The sequence below is a fragment of the Fictibacillus sp. B-59209 genome (genome assembly GCF_036216745.1).
GTDB lineage: Bacteria > Bacillota > Bacilli > Bacillales > Fictibacillaceae > Fictibacillus_C > Fictibacillus_C marinisediminis.
The window spans coordinates 513537-533082 of the sequence record NZ_JARMMC010000018.1 but is presented as its reverse complement, the minus strand read 5'-3'; the positions used below and the strand labels follow the sequence as shown (position 1 = coordinate 533082).

Genomic DNA, 19546 nt, shown 5'->3' with positions numbered 1-19546 from the left:
ATTATTAGGTTGACAGAGGTGAGGATATGAGTTTGCGCTTTATTCTTGGAAGAGCCGGAAGCGGAAAGAGTGACCGCAGTTTAAGCGAGATCAGAGAGTCTCTTTTTGCAAATCCGGAGGGAAAACCCATTATCTATTTGGTGCCCGATCAGATGACATTTCAATCCGAATATGAGTTGGCAAAGACACCTGGCCTCGAAGGAATGATGCGTGCCCAGGTGTTCAGTTTTTCCCGTCTGGCATGGAAAGTCCTCGGTGATGTCGGAGGGATGACCAGACTTCATATTACAAGTGTCGGAATGAACATGATGCTCAGAAAAATAATAGAAAACAAAAAACAGGATCTAAAGGTATTTAAAAAAGCGTCAGATCAGAATGGATTCTATGAACTTATGGAAAATATGATCACTGAATTCAAGCGATACTGCGTGGATGCCGAGCAGCTCGACTGGAACGCTCAGACGCTGCTGCAATTTAACAGCGACGCAAAAGGAACTGTTCTTCAGGACAAGCTTACGGACCTCGCCCTGATCTACGGGGAATTAGAAAAAGCATTGGTTCATAAATACGTGGATACCGAGGATTATTTAAGGCTGCTGGCAGAGAAGATTCCTTATTCAGAGTATATAAAAGAGGCTGAATTCTACATAGACGGTTTTCACCAGTTCACGCCGCAGGAACTTGAAGTCATTCGGATGCTGCTGAAACATGCAGATCATGTAACAGTTGCCCTGACTCTTGATTCATACGAAAGTGCTGGACATCCCCATGAGCTTGATCTGTTCTATACTCCGAAAAATACACTTCTCTCCATTAAAAAAATAGCACAGGAAGAGGGTGTGTTTGAAAGAGAGCCGGTTATTCTGGAAAAAACGCCAAGGTTCAGCGGCACACCGTCTCTGGCTCATTTAGAAAGCCAGTTCGACCGCAGGCCAGCTATGGAATTTGATGCGCCAAACGGTATTTCTGTTCAATCTGCCGTTAATCGGAGAACGGAAATCGAGGCCGCTGCCAGGGAGATCATCCGCCTTGTCCGTGATGAAAACTACCGATACAGGGAGATCGCCCTCTCCATTCGAAACATGAATGATTATTACGAACTGATTGAAACGGTCTTTGAGGAATATGAAATTCCCGTCTTTTTAGATCAGAAGAAACCGATGCTTCACCATCCACTCGTTGAATTGATCCGGTCGTCGCTGGAAGCTGTGACAAGCAACTGGCGGTACGAATCGGTTTTCCGTGCTGTAAAAACAGATCTGCTTTATCCTGTAGACAGTGATTTTTCATGGGCAGAACTTCGCCATGAAATGGATGAACTGGAGAATTATGTGCTCGCATACGGCATTCAGGGATATCGCTGGATAGAGAAGAAGCCGTGGAAGGTGCAGCGTTTTCAGGCGCTGGAAGAACATGGATTCGTCCAGACAGATGAGGAAAAAGAAAAGCAGGAGCGGCTGAACGAAGTCAGGCATATGGTTGCGTCTCCGCTGGACAAACTTTCACATGACTTGAAAAACGCGGACAATGTCCGGGGGTTCTGTGAGGTGCTGTTTCTTTATCTTGAACGTCTGCATATCCCGATGAAGCTTGAACGTCTCAGTCAAAGAGCACAGCAGGAAGGCAAGCTCAGGATTGCGCGAGAACATGATCAGGTCTGGGATGCAGTCGTAGAGCTTCTAGATGAGATGGTAGAGATTACGGGTGAAGAAAGCATCAAGCTTGATCTATGGATCAAAATGCTGGATACAGGCTTAGAAAGCCTAAAGTTTGCCCTCGTACCGCCTGCCCTCGATCAGGTGCTCGCCGGAACGATGGACCGCTCCCGTTACTCAGGCGTAAAATGCCACTTCATATTGGGTGTCAATGACGGGATTCTGCCGGCAAAGCCGAAGGAGGAAGGAATACTTTCAGAAGATGACAGGAATGTTCTTGAAAAGAACGGCCTCCCTCTTGCTCCTGGTTCAAGAAGACAGCTTTTAGATGAACAATTCCTCATCTATCTTTCACTGGCGAATGCCACAGACAAGCTGTATATCTCTTATCCGCTGGCAGATGAGGAGGGGAAGAATCTGCTTCCTTCCATGGTGATCGGCAGGGTGAAATCACTGTTCCCTGGACTTAAAGAAGAATTGATTCAAAGCGATCCGGAAAACGGCAACGATTTGGCTTATATCCAGCATCCTCAAAAGGCGATTTCCTATCTCAATACCCAGCTGCGTGAATGGAAGAAAGGCTATCCCATCTCAGGGGTTTGGTGGGATGTTTACAATTGGGCTACCGTTCAGGATAGGTGGAAATGGCTGGGAGAAACCGTGCTGGGAAGTCTATTTTATTTTAATCAGGAAAACAACCTCACACCGGCTGTAACGAAAGAGTTATACGGAAATGAGATTACGGCCAGCGTTTCAAGGATGGAACTGCACCAGTCATGTCCTTTTTCACAGTTTCTTTCCTATGGGCTGAAGCTACAGGAAAGAAAGCTGTATAGATTGGAAGCACCTGATATCGGTCAGCTGTTTCATGCTGCTCTAAAGAACATGGATGATTTTCTGGGCTCCAACCACATGAGCTGGCGCGATCTTTCCATGAAGGATTGTTACCGCATTGCGGGAGACATGGTGGAAAGCCTCGCATTAAAACTTCAGAGCCAGATCTTGCTCAGTACGAAACGCCATTTATATATAAAGAGCAAATTAAAGGATATTGTCGGCAGAGCGTCCCATATGTTAAGCGAGCATGCGCGAGCCAGCGGCTTTGCTCCAATCGGCCTTGAACTGGGGTTCGGCAAACAGGAGCCCCTTCCGCCGCTTAAATATCAATTGCCAAACGGCACAACCATGGAGATTATCGGAAGAATTGACCGTGTGGATTCCGCCGAAGGGTCAGACGGACTGATGTTAAGAATCATTGATTATAAATCAAGCTCGACAGGGTTAAACCTCTCAGAAGTTTATTATGGGATCGCCCTGCAGATGCTTACGTATCTTGATGTTGTCATCAGCCACTCCAAACAATGGCTCGGAAGGGAAGCACACCCGGCCGGTGTTCTGTATTTCCACATCCATAACCCATTAGTTTCAAACAAAAAGCTGCTGACGCTTGAAGAGGTGCAGCACGAACTTTACAAGAAGTTCAAAATGAAAGGCTTGGTGCTGGCAGATACTGAGACGGTGCAATTGATGGATACGGTCTTTGAAAAGAAATCAGATATCATACCTGTTTCCATTACTTCGAAAGGTTTTCATCCTACTCACTCATCTGTAGCAACCGAGGAAGAGTTTTCAACGATGACGAATTATGTTCGAAAGGTCATTAAGGATGTCGGCACAGACATTACGGAAGGGGTCATAGATATCTCCCCTTATCAAATGAAAAGTAAAGTGCCATGTACCTTCTGCTCCTATCGTTCGGTATGCCAGTTCGACCAGTCGCTCGAAGAAAATCAATACAGGCTGTTAAAAGACGAAAGTGATGAGAATATATTAGCCAAAATGAACGAGGAAGGAGGAAGCAGCGATGATTAAAATAGCAGAAAAGCCCGCAGACAGCTTATGGACAGATGACCAGTGGCAAGCGATTCAATCGAGAGGGCAGGATATTCTTGTTGCTGCTGCAGCAGGATCGGGAAAGACAGCCGTGCTTGTTGAGCGGATTATTTCGATGATCAGAAAAGAAATCGCTGATGTCGACAGACTGCTCATCGTTACCTTTACAAACGCCGCCGCTGCTGAGATGCGAAAAAGGATAGGAGATGCGATTGAAAAAGAGCTTTCTCTGCATCCGGCCTCGCTCCATCTGCGAAGGCAGCTCGGTTTGCTGAATAAAGCCTCCATTTCCACGCTTCACTCCTTTTGTATTGAAGTACTGAGAAAGTATTATTATCAGATCGATCTGGATCCGGGCTTTAGGATTGCCGATGACACCGAAGCAGAATTAATCAGGCAGGAAGTATTGGAAAATCTGTTTGAAGAAGAGTACAGCAAGGGAGAGGGCCATGCGTTCTTTGATGTGGTTGATGCATACAGTTCAGATCGGAATGATATTGAACTGCAGCGCCTTATTCTAAAGCTCTATGATTTTTCAAGAAGCCATCCTGAACCGGCACAATGGCTGCAGCAAATGGCGGCTCAGTATGATGCTGGTGAAGTGGCGATAATCGATGATCTGCCTTGGACGAAAGAGCTGCTGGAAGATGTGGCGATGCAGCTGAAAGGCTTAGGAACCGTGCTTGAACGTGCACTTGACACAGCACGGTCTCCTGAAGGACCTGCCGCATACGGAGAAACGATTGAAAACGATCTGGTTTTTGTAAAGCGCCTTGAAGCCGCTGCAGTCTTATCCTGGCAAGAGCTTTATGACGTGTTTCAATCCGGTGCTTTTGCAACGATGAAACAGGTGCGCGGAAAAGAGGTAGATCCTGTTCTCAAAGAAAAAGTAAAGAAGATGCGGGACCAGGTAAAAAAGAAAGTCTCTCAAATTAAAGAAGATCTGTTCAGCAGGCCGCCGGAGTCGTATGTGATTCACTTGCAGGAGATGGCCCCGGTTGTAAAATATCTCGCAGAACTGGTTCAAGAGTTTGGCCGCCGTTTTTTAAAAGAAAAGCAGGAAAAGGGGTTGCTTGATTTTGGGGATCTTGAACATTTTTGCCTTGAGATCTTGAGCGCGCCTTCTTCAACAGTTGAGAAACCTGTACCTTCTTCTGCAGCGCTTGAATACAGAAACCGTTTTGTAGAGGTTCTGGTTGACGAGTATCAGGACACGAACCTCGTGCAGGAAACCATTGTCAGGCTGGTCAGCAAAGGAAAAGGAGAACAAGGGAACCTGTTTATGGTCGGGGATGTGAAGCAGAGCATTTATCGTTTCCGCTTGGCTGAACCAGGACTTTTCTTATCGAAATACAAGCAATTTTCCAAGCAGGGTGATGGAGGAAACGGACTGCGGATCGACCTGGCCAAAAACTTCAGGAGCCGTTCGGAAGTACTTGATGCTGCTAACTATATTTTTAAGCAGATCATGAATGAGTCTGTTGGCGAAATCGCATACAGCAAGGAAGCTGAACTTTCTTTTGGTGCAAATTATTATCCGGAAACCGATAAAGTGGAAGCAGAACTTCTGCTCATCAATAAAAGTTCCCCTGTACTTGATGAAGAGGGTGAGGCGACCGGTGAAAGCGAGAAATCGGACAGTGAAACAGTACTGCTTGAAGCAAGGGTAATGGCAGAGAAAATTAAACAGCTGATCGGCACAGAGAGTAATGCCTCTTATCAGGTTCTTGATAAGACAACAGGAAACATGAGGCCGGTAAAATATAAAGATATCGTTATTCTGCTCCGTGCAACGAGCTCCTGGGCTCCCATCATCCTGGAAGAGTTCAAGCGCCAGGGCATCCCTTCTTACGCGGAGCTTTCTAGCGGGTATTTCGAAGCTGTGGAAGTCAACATTATGCTTTCCCTGTTAAAAGTCGTTGATAACCCGCTGCAGGATATCCCGATCGCTTCTGTACTGCGTTCTCCAATTGTAGGGTTCACCGGGGATGAAATGGCCGCTGTCCGGCTGGCAGATAAAAAAGGCACCTATTTTGACGCAGTGACAGAATACATCGCCACCGGAGAAGATGAAAACATCATCAGCCGGCTCCAGCACTTTACGAAGAAGCTCGGTCAGTGGCGTGAAACCGCGAGACAAGGTTCTCTCGCAGAATTAATTTGGAGAATCTACCGGGAAACGGGCTATTTTGATTTCGTAGGGGGCCTTCCTGGTGGCAAACAGCGGCAGGCTAACCTTCGTGCGCTATACGACCGGGCAAGGCAATACGAAAAAACATCGTTCCGCGGGCTCTTCCGATTTCTTCGATTTATCGAACGGATGCAGGACCGCGGGAAGGACCTGGGTGCGGCCCGTGCACTTGGAGAACAGGAAGATGTCGTGCGGGTAATGACGATTCATAAGAGTAAGGGTCTGGAATTCCCGGTTGTTTTTGCAGCGGGGTTAAATAAACAGTTTAATACGATGGACCTGAAGGAGAGCGTTCTTCTGCATAAAGAACTCGGGCTTGGCACACGGTATATTAATCCGAGATTCAGGGTGGCCTATCCTACGCTTCCGCAGCTAGCGATTCAGCGCAGAAAGAAAATGGAGCTGCTGGCAGAAGAGATGAGGGTATTGTATGTCGCCTTAACACGGGCGAAAGAAAAGCTTTATCTGCTGGGGACACTCAACGATCTGGAGAAGTCTGTCAATCAATGGGGAGAAGCACTGGGAAGCGAAGAATGGCTTCTCCCGGACTATGACCGCTCACAGGCAAAAAGCTATTTGGACTGGATTGGCCGCGCGGTAATCAGACACAAAGACAGCGGCGATCTGAGAAACCATTTGCAAAGTGCAGAACATGGAAGAGGCGAAACGTATATTGACCCGGCGAAGTGGCGGATCGATATCTTTGATGCTGCGGATTATGAAGAAGAACACGAAGGCAGAAAAATTCTTCAGGAAGAAATTCTATCAGCTATTAAAGAATACAAGTCTGTCGATCTCGGTTCTGAGGAAAAAGAAGAAGCAGAACGGCGTCTGAACTGGGAATATGGCTACAAACTATCGACGGCGACTTTATCGAAGCAGTCGGTCACCGAAATTAAAAAACAGTATCAGTTCCTCGATGAGTACAGCGATCGTCCGTTGGCTGGCGGCTTTTCGTCGGCAAATGCGAGCAGGCCTAGGTTTATGCAGGAAAAAACGCTGACAGCGGCAGAACGGGGAACGGCCATGCATGCTGTTATGCAGCATATTGATCTGTCCTTGCAGGCTGAACCCGAACAGATTAAAGAGCTGCTTGCAAAAATGGTGAACAAGGAACTTTTAACAGACGAACAGGCTGCTCATATTGACTTTGGCGCCATTTCCAGATTCTTTGAAACCGACATTGGAAAAAGGGTAAGCCAGGCACCAAACATCATAAGAGAGATGCCGTTCAGCATGGCGCTCCCCGTGGAGGAAGCCGCGTTGACATGGCAGGGTACAGCCAAGGAAACTATTCTTGTACAAGGTGTTATCGATTGTATGATTGCTGAAGAAGATGGGTTTATTTTGATAGATTATAAGTCGGATACCATCAGCAACCGCTTTGCCGGAGGATTTGATGGAGCGAAGCAGATATTGCTTGAACGGTATCGTGTGCAGCTGGAGCTATATGGAAAAGCGATAGAGCGGATCTTAAAGAAGCCGGTTAAAGAGAGTTATTTGTATTTCTTTGACGGAGGCCATTTATTGCAAGTGAAATAGAGTGGCAAATGAAAGAAAAGGAGGGAGCAGAATGAGGCTGCTTCACACGGCAGATTGGCATTTGGGAAGAACACTGGAAGGGCGCAGCAGACTGGAAGAACAGCAGCAGTTTCTCGATGAACTGGTCAGCATCGCAGAGGAAGAAAAAGTAGATGCAGTGATCATGGCGGGTGATGTGTTTGATACAGTCAACCCGCCGGCTGCAGCGGAACAGATGTTTTATGATACGATGGCACGGCTGAGCGATAAAGGAAAACGGCATGTGATCGCCATTGCGGGAAATCATGACCATCCTGACCGTCTTTCCGCTTCCTCACCCCTTGCAGGAAATCTAGGCATTACACTTGTCGGGCTGCCTGGGACGGAAATGTATTCATATGGCATTAAGCGCACACAGGAGAAACTGAATGTCTGTGCTTTGCCTTACCCCTCAGAATCAAGATTAAGAGAAATGCTTTCTGATTCCGGAGAAGAACTGCAGTTACGAAATGAGTACGATAGCTGGGTCGGAAAATATTTTCAAATGATGTCGGGCCATTTTTCACCTGAATGCGTCAATATCGCGATGAGCCACTTATATGTTGCAGGCAGCAACGAGAGTGACTCAGAACGGCCAGTACATATAGGGGGAGCTTATACAGTCGCGGCTGAAACACTGCCGGAAGCTGCACAATACGTAGCTCTTGGCCATCTCCATCGGCCCCAGAACGTCAAGAGGGCCAAAACGGCCGCGCGGTATTCCGGTTCGCCGCTCAGTTACAGTTTTTCGGAAGCAGGCCACACGAAATCCGTCACTATTGTTGATGTTGAACCAGGTAAAGCTGCTGAGATAAAAGAGATTCCGCTGACATGCGGAAAGCCGCTGGTCGTCTATCAGGCAAAAGGAGTAGCAGAGGTTTACCGCTGGCTGGAGGAAGGGCTGAACAGCAGTGCCTGGGTGGATCTCTCTATCTCTGTGCAGGACAGCATCGCGATGGAAGATATACAATACATCAGAAAAGCCCATAAAGGCATTATTCATATCAAACCCATTTTTGAAAACAGCACTTCACAGGAAATGACTGTACAGAAGAAGCTGCCCATCGACGAGCTGTTCAGTAAATTTTACGAACGTCAGACAGGCGGCGGTATTCCGGATGAAAAGGTGATGTCCCTTTTTCTCGAGCTGATTTCAGATGAAGAAGAGGAAAGGAGTGCTGCAGAATGAGGCCGATCTTATTGCAGGTGGCAGGTTTGCAAAGCTTTCGCGAAAAACAGAGCATCGATTTTGATACGCTGTGCGGGGGAGGGGTCTTCGGAATCTTCGGCCCAACCGGCAGCGGCAAATCCAGCATTCTTGATGCCATTACCCTTGCGCTGTATGGAAAAGTAGAACGGGCAGCTGGCGGCACACAGGGCATACTGAACCATGCCGAGGACACACTTTCTGTATCGTTTACATTTGAGCTTGGTGTTGGATCAGCTCCTTCACGGTATAAAATTGAACGGAACTATAAGCGGACGGGAGAGCACACGATTCGCACCAGCACATGCAGGCTGCTCGAAAAAGAGAATGATAGCTGGGTGGTCCATGCTGATAAAGAACGGGATGTAACACAGCAGGTGCAGCAGCTTCTTGGACTTACCATTGAAGATTTCACGCGTGCAGTTGTCCTGCCCCAAGGAAAATTTGCTGAGTTTTTATCGTTAAAGGGAGCAGAACGGAGACAGATGCTTCAGCGGCTGTTTCAGCTTGAAAAGTACGGAGACAGTTTAAACCAGAAATTAAAGAAACGTGTGGAAGAGGCAAAAGGGGTCAAGGATCATCTGTCTGCAGAGCAGGCGGGTCTTGGCGATGCCTCCAAGGAAGCCCTCAAGGATGCTGAGATGGCCTGGAATCAAGCTCAGCAAGAGGTAGCTTTAAAGAGGAAAGAGACAGAGACACAAGAACAAAGCTACGAAAAAAACAGACAGATCTGGCAAGCACAGGTACAGCTGAAAGCTTTGGAAGAGGAAGAAGCACGGCTTCAAACAAATGCCGGCAGGATTCAAACCTTTGAACAAAAATTGCAGAACGCAAGGACTGCAGATCTGTTGATGCCCTATGGTGATGCCGCTGAAAAGGCCGAGCAAGAATGGGCTTATTATATAAAAAGAGAAGAAGAACTGCGCGTTCAGACCTATCAGGCGAAAGAACGGGCGGATGATACAGATCATAGGTATGAAGAAGCAAAAAAAGAAAAAGAGAACCAAGAACCGCTTCTGATCGCAAGGAAAGAACAGCTTCTTACAGCCATAGAAATGGAAATAGAAGCGCGTTTGAAAAAGAAGAGCGCACAAGAAAAAAAGCAAATTCTAACAGAACAGAAGCAACAGCAGCGTTCGGTCCACAGCCAGCAGAAAGCGGCAGAAGAATTATTGCATAAAGCCATTAACCGGCAGAATGAACTGCAAATGCAGTTAAAAGCAACAAGTGTTTCTTCCGCAGACAGAGAGAGGATTAACCGTGCAGCTGAGTATGCTTTGGAAATGGACTATACAGCCAAACAGTTCAGGGAAGCAAATGCAGCCTTTGATAAAACCATTAAACTCCTGGGTACAAACGAAGCCGAATCGGAGCGGCTGAACGAAAAGAAAAAACAGCTTGAAAACAAGATTCAGCAAACAGGAAACCGCATTCTTGCACTTTATAATGAGCTGTCCGATCTTCAGTATGGTCAAGAACTGATGACTCATACGGCCGAGGAAATGGAAGAGCAGCTCGTGTCTAAAAGAGAGCTGGACCAGGCGAAAGTCCTGGCGGCAAAACTTTCTGAACAGTTAATGGACGGTGAGCCATGCTTGGTTTGCGGATCACTGGACCATCCTCATCCAATGGAGCATTTTAAACCTGACGAAGAGGCAGCCGGACAGATCCAGCAGATGAAAGTGATACAAAGGGATTCAGCAGAATTGAAAAATGAAATTCTATTGATGAAAAACAGGATGGAACGGATGTCCGAAGATCTCCATCAATTTCTAGAGAAATCTGAAGCTGCAGCGGGCCTGATTTCTTCTCCATCAGAAAAGCAGATATCTCTTCATTCCCTTTCAGATCTAAATCAGCAGCTGCAGGCTGCAAAGGTGAGTGTCAAAGGATTGCGACAGGACATCCTTCAGATCGAAGATGAAACGAAAAGTATCCGCTCTGAGTTCCATGAATTATCTTCCGTTGAACATAAGGTAAATGCACAGCTTGATAATTTACAGAAGGAAGCAGAGGAACGCAGGGAGAAGCTTGATGAGCTGGAGTCTGCACTGAAGCAGCAGCAGACCGGTTGGAAAGAGCGTTTTCCAGACCTTCCTCCCGGCCAGGTAAAAGAAGAAAAAGAACGGGTACGGTCGCTGGATGCCCAGCGGGAGAAGATAGAAGAAGGTCTTCTAAAAGCAGTGCCTTTTATTGAAGAAAAAGAAAAAATTATCGAGGATTGCCGAAAACAGAGCATCGATATCGACCGCAGCATTACTAAGCTTGAAATAGAGCATAGCAGTCTGCTTCAGGAATACACGCGATTAAATGAAAAGTCAGAACGAATTACGGGCGGACAGGATGCGGAGGCTTATCTTCAGCAGACTGAGCAAAAACTCAGCAGTCTTTCGGAACAAGTGACACAGCTTGAAGCACAAAGAAAAGCGGCTTTGGATCATTATCATACAAAGGATAAAGAATGGCGTTCTGCTTTGGATGCAAAAGAAAAAAGTGAACAAAGAAAAGAAGAATGTCTTATCGCATGGGAAGAAAAAAGAAAGTCTTCTCAGTTTGAATCACTGGAGAAATTAAGAGAATGCATGGCATCTGAACAGGTTCAGAAATCATGGAAGTCAGAGATTGATGTGTATTATGATCAATGCAAACGGACGGAATCAGAGAAACGAAAAATAGCAAATGAATTAAATGGAGCATTGTTAACGAAGGAGCAATGGGATGAAATCACCGCTTCTTTACAGCGTGTTAAGGAAGAGCTTCAGACCTCCATTCAGAAGATGGGAGAAGCAGGACAGTATCATAAGGACCTGGAAATGAGACATGTCCGCTACAATGAGCTTGAAACAGAAAAAAGAGAAGTGGAAGAACAGCTTAAAACTCTCGGTAAACTGCAAGCCGTCTTCAGAGGCAACAGCTTTGTTGAATATGTTGCAGAAGAGCAGCTTGTTCAAGTAAGCCTTGATGCTTCAAACCGTCTTGCCCAGCTAACCCGCGGCAGGTATGCGATTGAAGTGGACTCGTATAATGGATTTGTCATCCGAGATGATGCGAACGGCGGTGTTAAAAGACCTGTTTCAACGCTATCCGGTGGTGAAACGTTCCTGACGTCCCTTGCGTTGGCGCTTTCCTTGTCCACACAGATCCAGCTTAGAGGGAAATATCCGCTTGAGTTTTTCTTCTTGGATGAAGGGTTTGGCACGCTCGATCAGGAGCTGCTGGACACGGTCGTCACGGCATTGGAAAAGCTTCATACAAACGCTTTGTCAGTCGGCATCATTTCTCATGTGCCGGAACTCAAAGCAAGATTAACGAAGAAATTGATTGTCACCCCTGCTAATGCCGTAGGAAATGGCAGCCGGACAGCAATTGAAAATACGTAAAAAAATGCGTTCCGATTTAGGAACGCGTTTTTTTAGTAGATGATCCCGTGATCCACGATATTCACAGTGACCTTCGCGGATAGAGCAATTTGGGGAAAGTCCTTCTCCCAATCGATTTTTTTCCAGATCTGAATGATAGGCGTCCAGCTCTCGGCCGATGCCAATCGTGTAAGAATTTGCCTTTTAAAATCATTCGGAATAGAGGGTTTTGTAAAAATAAAAATACGTTATTTGCCAAATCAAGACAAAATAGATAAAAAAATTGTGATATGATGGAGGAAAAAGAAAGTAATGGAGGGGGACCATAAGTTGCCGGGTGAAGTGCATATTTTGAAAAGTCTGGTTCAGCCCAGGGAGCAATTTGGTTATTTCCGCCGGTTTAACAGAGCGGAAGGATTTTTTTTGCGGTTTTTGATGATCTGTATCGTAAGTGCCTTTATGACTGCGATCAGTTATTTTCTTTCAGCAGAACATCTGCTGGATATGCCGATTGTAAAAGAAGTGAAATTAACAGAAACCAAACTGCAGGCAAGCAAATATTTATTAATGGTGGCAGGAGGCTTGATAGGCTTAATAACGCCTGCTGTTGTTATATCTTTGATGTCGATTGTTTTTCTTCCCTTCTTTAGAGAGGTTGGTTTTAAGAAACTCTTTGTTCTTCAATCGATTGTTTATTGTGTTTTCTTAATTTCCGCCCTCATTAAGCTTCCGTTTCAAGGGATGCTTGACACGAATGAAGTACTCAGCCCGTTAAGTCTAGGAGTCATCGCCAATTACATGACCAATAACGCGTTTATCATATCCCTTTTTGGATTTATGTCGCTATTTACCGTTTGGGCATTTTATTTAACGTATACCGGATTAAAACAGGCGAGCTATAAATCGAAGACCTATATCATTGCTGCTGTATCGCTTTTATACATAGGGTTCATACTGTTGTCCTCACTGACCTATGCAATGCAATATGGCCAGCTTACTTTATAATGGGGGCCCACATTGTGAATAAAAAAATCATTTTTTTAGGAATTGGAGTGTTCTCCGTTCTATTACTGGCATTGAATGGATGGATTTTCTCGAAAGACAAAAGTGCATTTGCCAGAGTCCAGAATGTCCACCTTGCGTCTGCAAATGTGATGGATATTAAGCGGACAGTCATGACAAAAGGTGTTGTCGTTCCGGCAGAAAATGAAACATTCTATGTCCAGGATAAGCTAGGATATGTTAAAGAGATGGAAGTAAAAGCAGGAGACGAAGTTACACCTGGCACTGTCCTTTTTACGTATGAGAATCCGGAGCTTGAGAAGGAAGTCCGCAGCCTGGAACAGAAAAAGGAAGAAACTGCAGTAAAAGAAACGTATTATAAAGATCTGCAAACAAAGCTTCAGGCACAGGCTGATGCGCTTGGTACGGATAAAAAAGAAGAAACAAAGAAGAACCAGCTTGAAAAAGATCAGGCGAAAGCAAAAATGGAAAGTGAACTGGCCGCTGCAAGGAACTCTTCCATCGATGAGCAGCTTACAAAGCTTGCTGAAGAGAAAGAAAACTTATCCATTAAGAGCAATACTCAGGGAGTAGTGAAGAGCGTCAATCAAGGCGCCTCCGAGGGAAGTATGCCGATCGTAGAGATCGTTTCCAAAGATGATGTTCAGATTAAAGGAAATCTGACAGAAGAAGATTCCCTGATCGTAGAGGCAGGTGAAAAAGCGGTCATCCTTTCTCCAGCTATTGAAGACAAGCAATGGAAAGGAACTGTTTCACAATTTCAAGATGCCAAAAAAAGCAATGAAGGATCAGCTTTTCCTTTTACGGTAAAAATGGATCAGGCGAATAACTTAAAGATCGGACAGCATCTGCAGCTGAAGCTGAAACCTGTTATAAGAGAAAAAGCCGTTGTCATCCCAATGTCATCCCTTATAAAAAGCAAAGGAAAGCCATTTGTTTACACGGTGCAAGAAGGATACTTAAAGAAAAGGGCAGTACGCACAGGTTTATCATACGGGAAATGGATAGAGATTAAAGCAGGAATCCGTCCGGAGGAAAAAGTTGTCTCAGACCCAACGTCATACTTGACGGAAAATACGGAAGTCAACGTTCCTAAAGCGAAAAAAGCTAAAGACAGCAAAAAGGATGCCCCTCATTAAGAGCATCCTTTTTTTATTTATACAGAATGCAGTTCTTCAAGCACAATGCGCTCAAGCGGAATGGTGTAATGTTCCGGTTCATGGGTCTTCGGATGGTAATAGATCAAAGAAAGAACAGGGTTTTCTTTAATTTCATGTGTCTGGAGGTAGTGCTGCAGATCAAATGGAACTAGATCGAGCACGGTATGCTTTATAAGATCCTTCTCACTTAAACCATACGCTTTGAACTCTTCCGAAACAAGTTCAGGATGATTTTTAATCCAGCGGTTATAGTGGTCTGTTTCTGTTTTAGAAAGGGTTTCCTTCCACCACGAGCGGTGCGGACGGTGTTTTTTACGAGAGAAATAATCGTATTTCATTAGACTCTCGATCACCTCTTCATGTACTGTCCCGCTATGCTGCAAGAACTCCTTAAGCCGTGCAAATAAATCCTCCAGCTGGTGTCCAATACGTGACCAGCCCTTGCTTTCCCAATAATCTCCGTATTCCTGGAAAAAATCGAACGGTGATTCGAACACATGATGGATGAGATAGTGAAGCGTCTCGTCCATTCGGTGGTCGTTCCAGTATTTTTCCAACACATCCTCTACACGCTTAATCTTTATGATTTCGTCAAACGAAAGCACGTTATTGCCCAAAATCTCATAAGGAGAGTGATTCATATAAACATAGTCATGACGGTCAGCAGTCAGGCGCAAACCGGTTCCTCGAAGCATCTTTAAGAAGCCGAGCTGTACTTCTTCCACACCGAATGCGAAAACATCATTAAACGTTTTACGGAAGGAAGCATAGTCTTCTTCTGGAAGCCCGGCGATGAGATCAAGATGCTGTGCTATCTTTCCGCCTTCTTTGACGGTCATTACCGTCCGCGTAAGTTTTTCGAAGTTCTGTCTTCGCTGTACAAGTTCGTTGACATGATCATTGGTGGATTGTACGCCGATTTCAAACCGGAAAAGCCCTGCAGGTGCATTTTCATTAAGATAGGCAATGACCTCAGGCCGCATAATATCTGCTGTGATCTCAAACTGAAATACCACGCCAGGTCTCCTGTTTTCAATAAGGAACTGAAACATTTCAAGCGCGTAGTCACGTTTGATATTAAAGGTACGGTCAACGAATTTGATCGTCTTCGCTCCATTATCCATAAGAAAGATAAGATCGTCCTTTACTTTTTGGATGTCAAAATACCGGACACCCACTTCAATGGAAGAGAGACAGAACGCACAGGAATAAGGACAGCCTCTGCTTGTCTCAAAATAGGTCACCCGCTTGGAAAGCTGATCCAAATCTTCATGGAAACGGTAGGGGCTTGCAACGGTTTTGAGATCTAATTTTTCGCGCGGCGGGTTAATCGTTGGCTTTCCTTCTTTTCTCCAGGCCAAGCCCGCTACCTTTTCATAGCGTTTTTCTCCGGAGTGCTCTGAAAGAAAATGTTTAAACGAGATTTCACCTTCGTTTACGATAATGAAATCAGCATCTGGAATTCTGTCTAACCAATGGGCCACGTCATAGGAAACCTCAGGGCCTCCAAGGATAATGGCTGTTTCCGGGCTGATCTTTTTGATCATCTCGATGACTTTTATCGTTTCTTCAATATTCCAGATGTAACAGCTGAAGCCAAGTACATCGGGCTTTTTCATATAGAGGTCACTCACGATGTTAATCGCGGGATCTTTAATGGTATACTCGGCCATTTCAACTTGGAAATCCGGTTCGCTATAAGCCTTTAAATACCTGAGTGCTAGGCAGGTATGAATATATTTTGCATTGAGTGTGCTCACTACAATGTTCACAGCAATCCCTCATATCTGTTAATTTTATTCAACAAATTATTTTATCATAAAAAAATAGGGAAATAAAACGGATCTGTTAACCGAATATTTTGACGTTTAAACAATCGCTCGGTTATAGTTTTAATAAGGGGCAGAAAGGCGGATTTCGGATGGATGAAGTGCTGTCAGAGGAAGTGATTGAACGATTTATTGAGAGGCATCCGGATTGGAAGCTGACAAACGGAAAATGGCTGGTGAAAAAATACCGATTCGAAAATTATTTGAACGGGATTGAATTTGTCAGTGAAGTGGGACAGCTTTCAGAGAGTTTTCAGCATCATCCTTATATTACAGTGAACTACAAGCTTGTCACCGTTAAGCTTACAACGTGGAGTTTGAGCGGGCTGACGCAGACAGACCTCAAAATGGCCGTCCTTTTTGATGAAGCATTCAGTAAACTCTAAAGAAAGAAACGGAAGGTGAAGCCTATGAAATTAGTAACAGCTCGCTATCAGAATGATTTATTTTTAGGCAAACTGATCGAGGAACGAAATGTAGTGTTCAATCTTAGTATGGCTGCGAAAGAAAAAAACATGGAATTACCTGCAACCATGCTGGAAGGAATACAGCTCGGTGCTGCATTTTTGGATAAAATCAATCAATTATCAGACACTTTTCACGAAAACCTGCTCTTTACATACGGTCTTGACGACCCTGATCTACAATGGCTCGCTCCTATTCCGCGGCCGGCAAAGAATATCTTTTGTGTTGGAAAAAATTATAAGGATCACGCCATTGAGATGGGCAGTGAAGCCGATATTCCAGAACATGTCATGATATTCTCTAAAGCTCCTACGTCTGTTATCGGCCATGGAGCAGGCATTCCAAGGCATAAAGGTATTACAGAGGAGCTCGATTATGAAGGTGAGCTGGCAGTTGTCATAGGGAAGATAGGAATCGGCATCCCGGCGGAAGAAGCGATGGACTATGTTTTCGGCTATACAATTATCAACGATGTAACGGCCAGAGACTTGCAGAAGCGCCATAAGCAATTTCTAATCGGAAAGAGCCTGGATGGTTCCTGCCCGATGGGGCCATGCATCGTGCCGAAGGAATACCTGGGTGATCCCCATGAACTGAAGCTGATCACCAAAGTGAACGGCGAGGTCAGGCAGGATGGCCATACGAAAGACTTTATTTTCACCATACCAGAAATTATTAAAGCGCTTTCGGCCGGCACAACCCTTGAACCTGGTGATATTATCGCAACGGGGACACCGGCTGGAGTAGGTAAAGGATTTAAGCCGCCTAGACTTCTTAACAGTGGAGATCAAGTGGAAATTACGGTAGAAGGAATCGGAACCCTCAGCAATGAAGTAATCTAGGACGTTTTAAGGTCATGTAGAAAAGGAAGAGTAGAAAGACATTCAACGATTGAGGAGGCAAGGCCGATGGAAAAAGTACTGTATATTAATGGAGAATGGACCGGCAGTGATTTAAAAAAGATTGAGGTGTTAAATCCCGCGAACGGAGAGCTTGTTGGAACGGTTGCTTCGGCTGGCAAGGTGGAAACCCGTGCAGCGATCGAAGCTGCCCATGAAGCTTTTGGCCCTTGGTCCCGCTTAACAGCCTATGATCGTTCGGCCTATTTGGACAGGCTTTATGATCTGATGATTGAACAGAAGGAAGAGATCGCGGAAATCATGACAAAAGAAATGGGTAAACCATTGAAGGAGTCGCTGGGTGAGGTTCAATATGCAGCTTCTTTCATTCAGTGGTATTCAGAGGAAGGCAAGCGTGTGTATGGCCGCTCTATCCCGGCTTCTGCTGAAAACAAAAGGATGCAGGTGATCAAACAGCCGGTTGGTGTCGTAGCGGCGATAACGCCTTGGAACTTTCCGGCGGCGATGATTACCCGAAAGCTGGGCCCGGCTTTGGCTGCAGGCTGCACATTTATTGTAAAGCCACCGAAAGAAACTCCGCTGACGGCTATTAAACTGGTAGAACTCTGTGAAAAGGCTGGTTTTCCAAAAGGCGTTGTAAACCTGCTAACTGGTCCGTCTTCGGTAATAGCCGAAGAGATTATGGACAGTGACAAGGTGAAAAAGGTGACTTTTACAGGATCGACGGAAGTAGGAAAAATGCTGATCGAGCAAAGTGCCAAGACTGTAAAAAATGTATCCATGGAACTAGGCGGCCATGCTCCTTCAATCGTCCTGGATGATGCGGATCTTGATAAAGCGGTGAAAGGCATCGTCGCTTCCAAATTTAGAAACGCAGGCCAGACCTGTATTTGTATCAACCGTGTGTATGTCCATGAGAACAAATATGAAGAGTTTACAAAATTGCTTGTTGAAGCGACGCGCAAGTTGAAAGTCGGAAATGGAATGGATGATGGCACAGACATTGGTCCGATCATCAACAGAGACGGCTATGAAAAAATCAAAGAGCATGTTGATAATGCGGTTGAAAAGGGAGCAGCTTGTGTTTTGGGCGGAAAAGGTACGGACGAAGGCAATGCCTGCTTCTATGAACCTACTGTTCTAAAAGATGTAAACCATGACATGCTTATTATGAATGAAGAGACATTCGGGCCCGTACTTCCTGTGCAGAAAATCAGTACAGATGAAGAGGGAATCAGGCTTGCAAACAGCAGTCCATTTGGCCTTGCGGCGTATGTTTACACAGAAAGTATGTCGAGAGGCACACGTTTGATCGAAGGGCTTGACTACGGCATCATCGGCTGGAATGATGGTGTCCCTTCCGCTGCTCAGGCACCATTTGGAGGATTCAAGGAAAGCGGCATCGGCAGAGAAGGCGGTACGGAAGGAATGGAAGCGTATCTTGAAACGAAGTACGTTAGCATTGTCATCTGAATTAATTTTTAGTGAGCGCAGGAAGTGGGAGGGGATTAAATTATGGATTTAGGGTTAAGAAATAAAGCAGTGCTCGTTCTTGCCTCCAGCAAAGGACTTGGACGGGCAACAGCGATGAAATTTGCCGAAGAAGGTGCGGCTGTCATGATTACGAGCCGTGATGAAAAAGCTTTGATGGTAACTGCGGATGAGATCAGAAAGAAAACAGGAAGCCGGATTGAGTATGCTGTATGTGATATTACTCAAAAAGAAGAGATTACGCGGCTCGTGAAAGCGGCCGCAGACGCGTTCGGGAAAATTGATGTCCTCGTAAACAACGCTGGTGGACCGCCGGCTGGGACTTTTGATTCGTTCGGGGATGAAGAGTGGGAGTTTGGGTTCAATCTTACCCTTATGAGTTTGGTTCGTACTGTTCGTGAGGTTCTTCCTTATATGAGGGAGAATGGTGGCGGCAGAATCGTTAACATTGCCTCTTCTTCATTTAAACAGCCGATTGATGGGCTCATTCTATCCAACACGTTCAGGACTGCCATCAATGGCTTGTCGAAAAGCTTATCTCAGGAGCTGGGCAAGGACGGCATCCTCATTAACACGATCGGCCCTGGCCGTATCGGTACCGACCGGGTGGCGGAGCTAGACAGTAAAGCTGCAGATGCGAATTCAGTGAGCCCTGAACAGGTGAAGGAACAGATGGAAAAGAGCATTCCGCTCGGCCGATATGGTACACCAGAAGAATTTGCTAAGACCATTGTTTACTTAGGCTCGGAAGCCAACACCTACATTACAGGACAATCGTTCCTGATTGACGGAGGTATGGTGAAGGCGCTATAAAAATCAGTAGTCCAACAAAAAAACAGGCTGGAAGTACTTC

11 protein-coding genes are annotated in these 19546 nt (G+C 45.5%); 10 read left to right on the top strand and 1 reads right to left on the bottom strand.

The window, feature by feature from the left end; genetic code table 11:
* Positions 1-26: 26 nt before the first annotated feature.
* The 6 genes from addB (at position 27) to P4361_RS15495 (ending at position 14027) form a co-directional block, all read left to right on the top strand.
* Positions 27-3527, top strand: coding sequence for a helicase-exonuclease AddAB subunit AddB (gene addB, locus P4361_RS15520; RefSeq protein WP_328089961.1), 3501 nt, complete (start codon positions 27-29; stop codon positions 3525-3527).
* A complete protein-coding gene (addA, locus tag P4361_RS15515) occupies positions 3520-7281 on the top strand; it encodes a helicase-exonuclease AddAB subunit AddA (protein ID WP_328089960.1) in 3762 nt (1253 codons plus the stop codon). Before addB ends, addA begins: the two co-directional genes overlap by 8 nt.
* 31 nt (positions 7282-7312) lie before the next feature.
* The gene (locus P4361_RS15510; protein ID WP_328089959.1) at positions 7313-8488 is read left to right on the top strand and encodes an exonuclease subunit SbcD; all 1176 of its coding nucleotides are present in this window, start codon (positions 7313-7315) and stop codon (positions 8486-8488) included.
* Positions 8485-11886: an AAA family ATPase gene (locus P4361_RS15505; protein WP_328089958.1), complete on the top strand. Its 3402-nt coding sequence runs from the start codon at positions 8485-8487 to the stop codon at positions 11884-11886. Before P4361_RS15510 ends, P4361_RS15505 begins: the two co-directional genes overlap by 4 nt.
* A gap of 309 nt (positions 11887-12195) precedes the next feature.
* The gene (locus P4361_RS15500; RefSeq protein WP_053354821.1) at positions 12196-12870 is read left to right on the top strand and encodes a YIP1 family protein; all 675 of its coding nucleotides are present in this window, start codon (positions 12196-12198) and stop codon (positions 12868-12870) included.
* 14 nt (positions 12871-12884) lie between these two features.
* Entirely contained in the window at positions 12885-14027 is a 1143-nt protein-coding gene (locus P4361_RS15495) for an efflux RND transporter periplasmic adaptor subunit (protein WP_328089957.1), read from the top strand.
* 17 nt (positions 14028-14044) lie between these two features.
* On the opposite strand, the gene P4361_RS15490 is transcribed toward P4361_RS15495, so the two are convergent.
* Positions 14045-15814, bottom strand: a complete 1770-nt coding sequence (locus tag P4361_RS15490; protein WP_425590273.1) for a B12-binding domain-containing radical SAM protein — start codon at positions 15812-15814, stop codon at positions 14045-14047.
* Positions 15815-15969: 155 nt separating this feature from the next.
* On the opposite strand from P4361_RS15490, the gene P4361_RS15485 reads away from it, so the two are divergent.
* The 4 genes from P4361_RS15485 (at position 15970) to P4361_RS15470 (ending at position 19506) form a co-directional block, all read left to right on the top strand.
* Positions 15970-16263 carry a 4a-hydroxytetrahydrobiopterin dehydratase gene (locus tag P4361_RS15485; protein WP_053354818.1) on the top strand — a complete coding sequence of 98 codons (294 nt, stop codon included), beginning with the start codon at positions 15970-15972 and terminating at the stop codon, positions 16261-16263.
* Between the two features lie 24 nt (positions 16264-16287).
* Positions 16288-17184: a fumarylacetoacetate hydrolase family protein gene (locus P4361_RS15480; RefSeq protein WP_328089955.1), complete on the top strand. Its 897-nt coding sequence runs from the start codon at positions 16288-16290 to the stop codon at positions 17182-17184.
* Positions 17185-17250: 66 nt separating this feature from the next.
* A complete protein-coding gene (locus tag P4361_RS15475) occupies positions 17251-18675 on the top strand; it encodes an NAD-dependent succinate-semialdehyde dehydrogenase (protein WP_328089953.1) in 1425 nt (474 codons plus the stop codon).
* Positions 18676-18717: 42 nt separating this feature from the next.
* Positions 18718-19506, top strand: a complete 789-nt coding sequence (locus P4361_RS15470) for an SDR family oxidoreductase (RefSeq protein ID WP_053354815.1) — start codon at positions 18718-18720, stop codon at positions 19504-19506.
* The last annotated feature ends 40 nt before the right edge of the window (positions 19507-19546 follow it).

Coding starts and splice junctions, on each gene's coding strand:
- addB (WP_328089961.1), top strand. CDS start 27: ATGAGTTTGCGCTTTATTCTTGGAAGAGCCGGAAGCGGAAAGAGTGAC.
- addA (WP_328089960.1), top strand. CDS start 3,520: ATGATTAAAATAGCAGAAAAGCCCGCAGACAGCTTATGGACAGATGAC.
- P4361_RS15510 (WP_328089959.1), top strand. CDS start 7,313: ATGAGGCTGCTTCACACGGCAGATTGGCATTTGGGAAGAACACTGGAA.
- P4361_RS15505 (WP_328089958.1), top strand. CDS start 8,485: ATGAGGCCGATCTTATTGCAGGTGGCAGGTTTGCAAAGCTTTCGCGAA.
- P4361_RS15485 (WP_053354818.1), top strand. CDS start 15,970: ATGGATGAAGTGCTGTCAGAGGAAGTGATTGAACGATTTATTGAGAGG.
- P4361_RS15480 (WP_328089955.1), top strand. CDS start 16,288: ATGAAATTAGTAACAGCTCGCTATCAGAATGATTTATTTTTAGGCAAA.
- P4361_RS15475 (WP_328089953.1), top strand. CDS start 17,251: ATGGAAAAAGTACTGTATATTAATGGAGAATGGACCGGCAGTGATTTA.
- P4361_RS15470 (WP_053354815.1), top strand. CDS start 18,718: ATGGATTTAGGGTTAAGAAATAAAGCAGTGCTCGTTCTTGCCTCCAGC.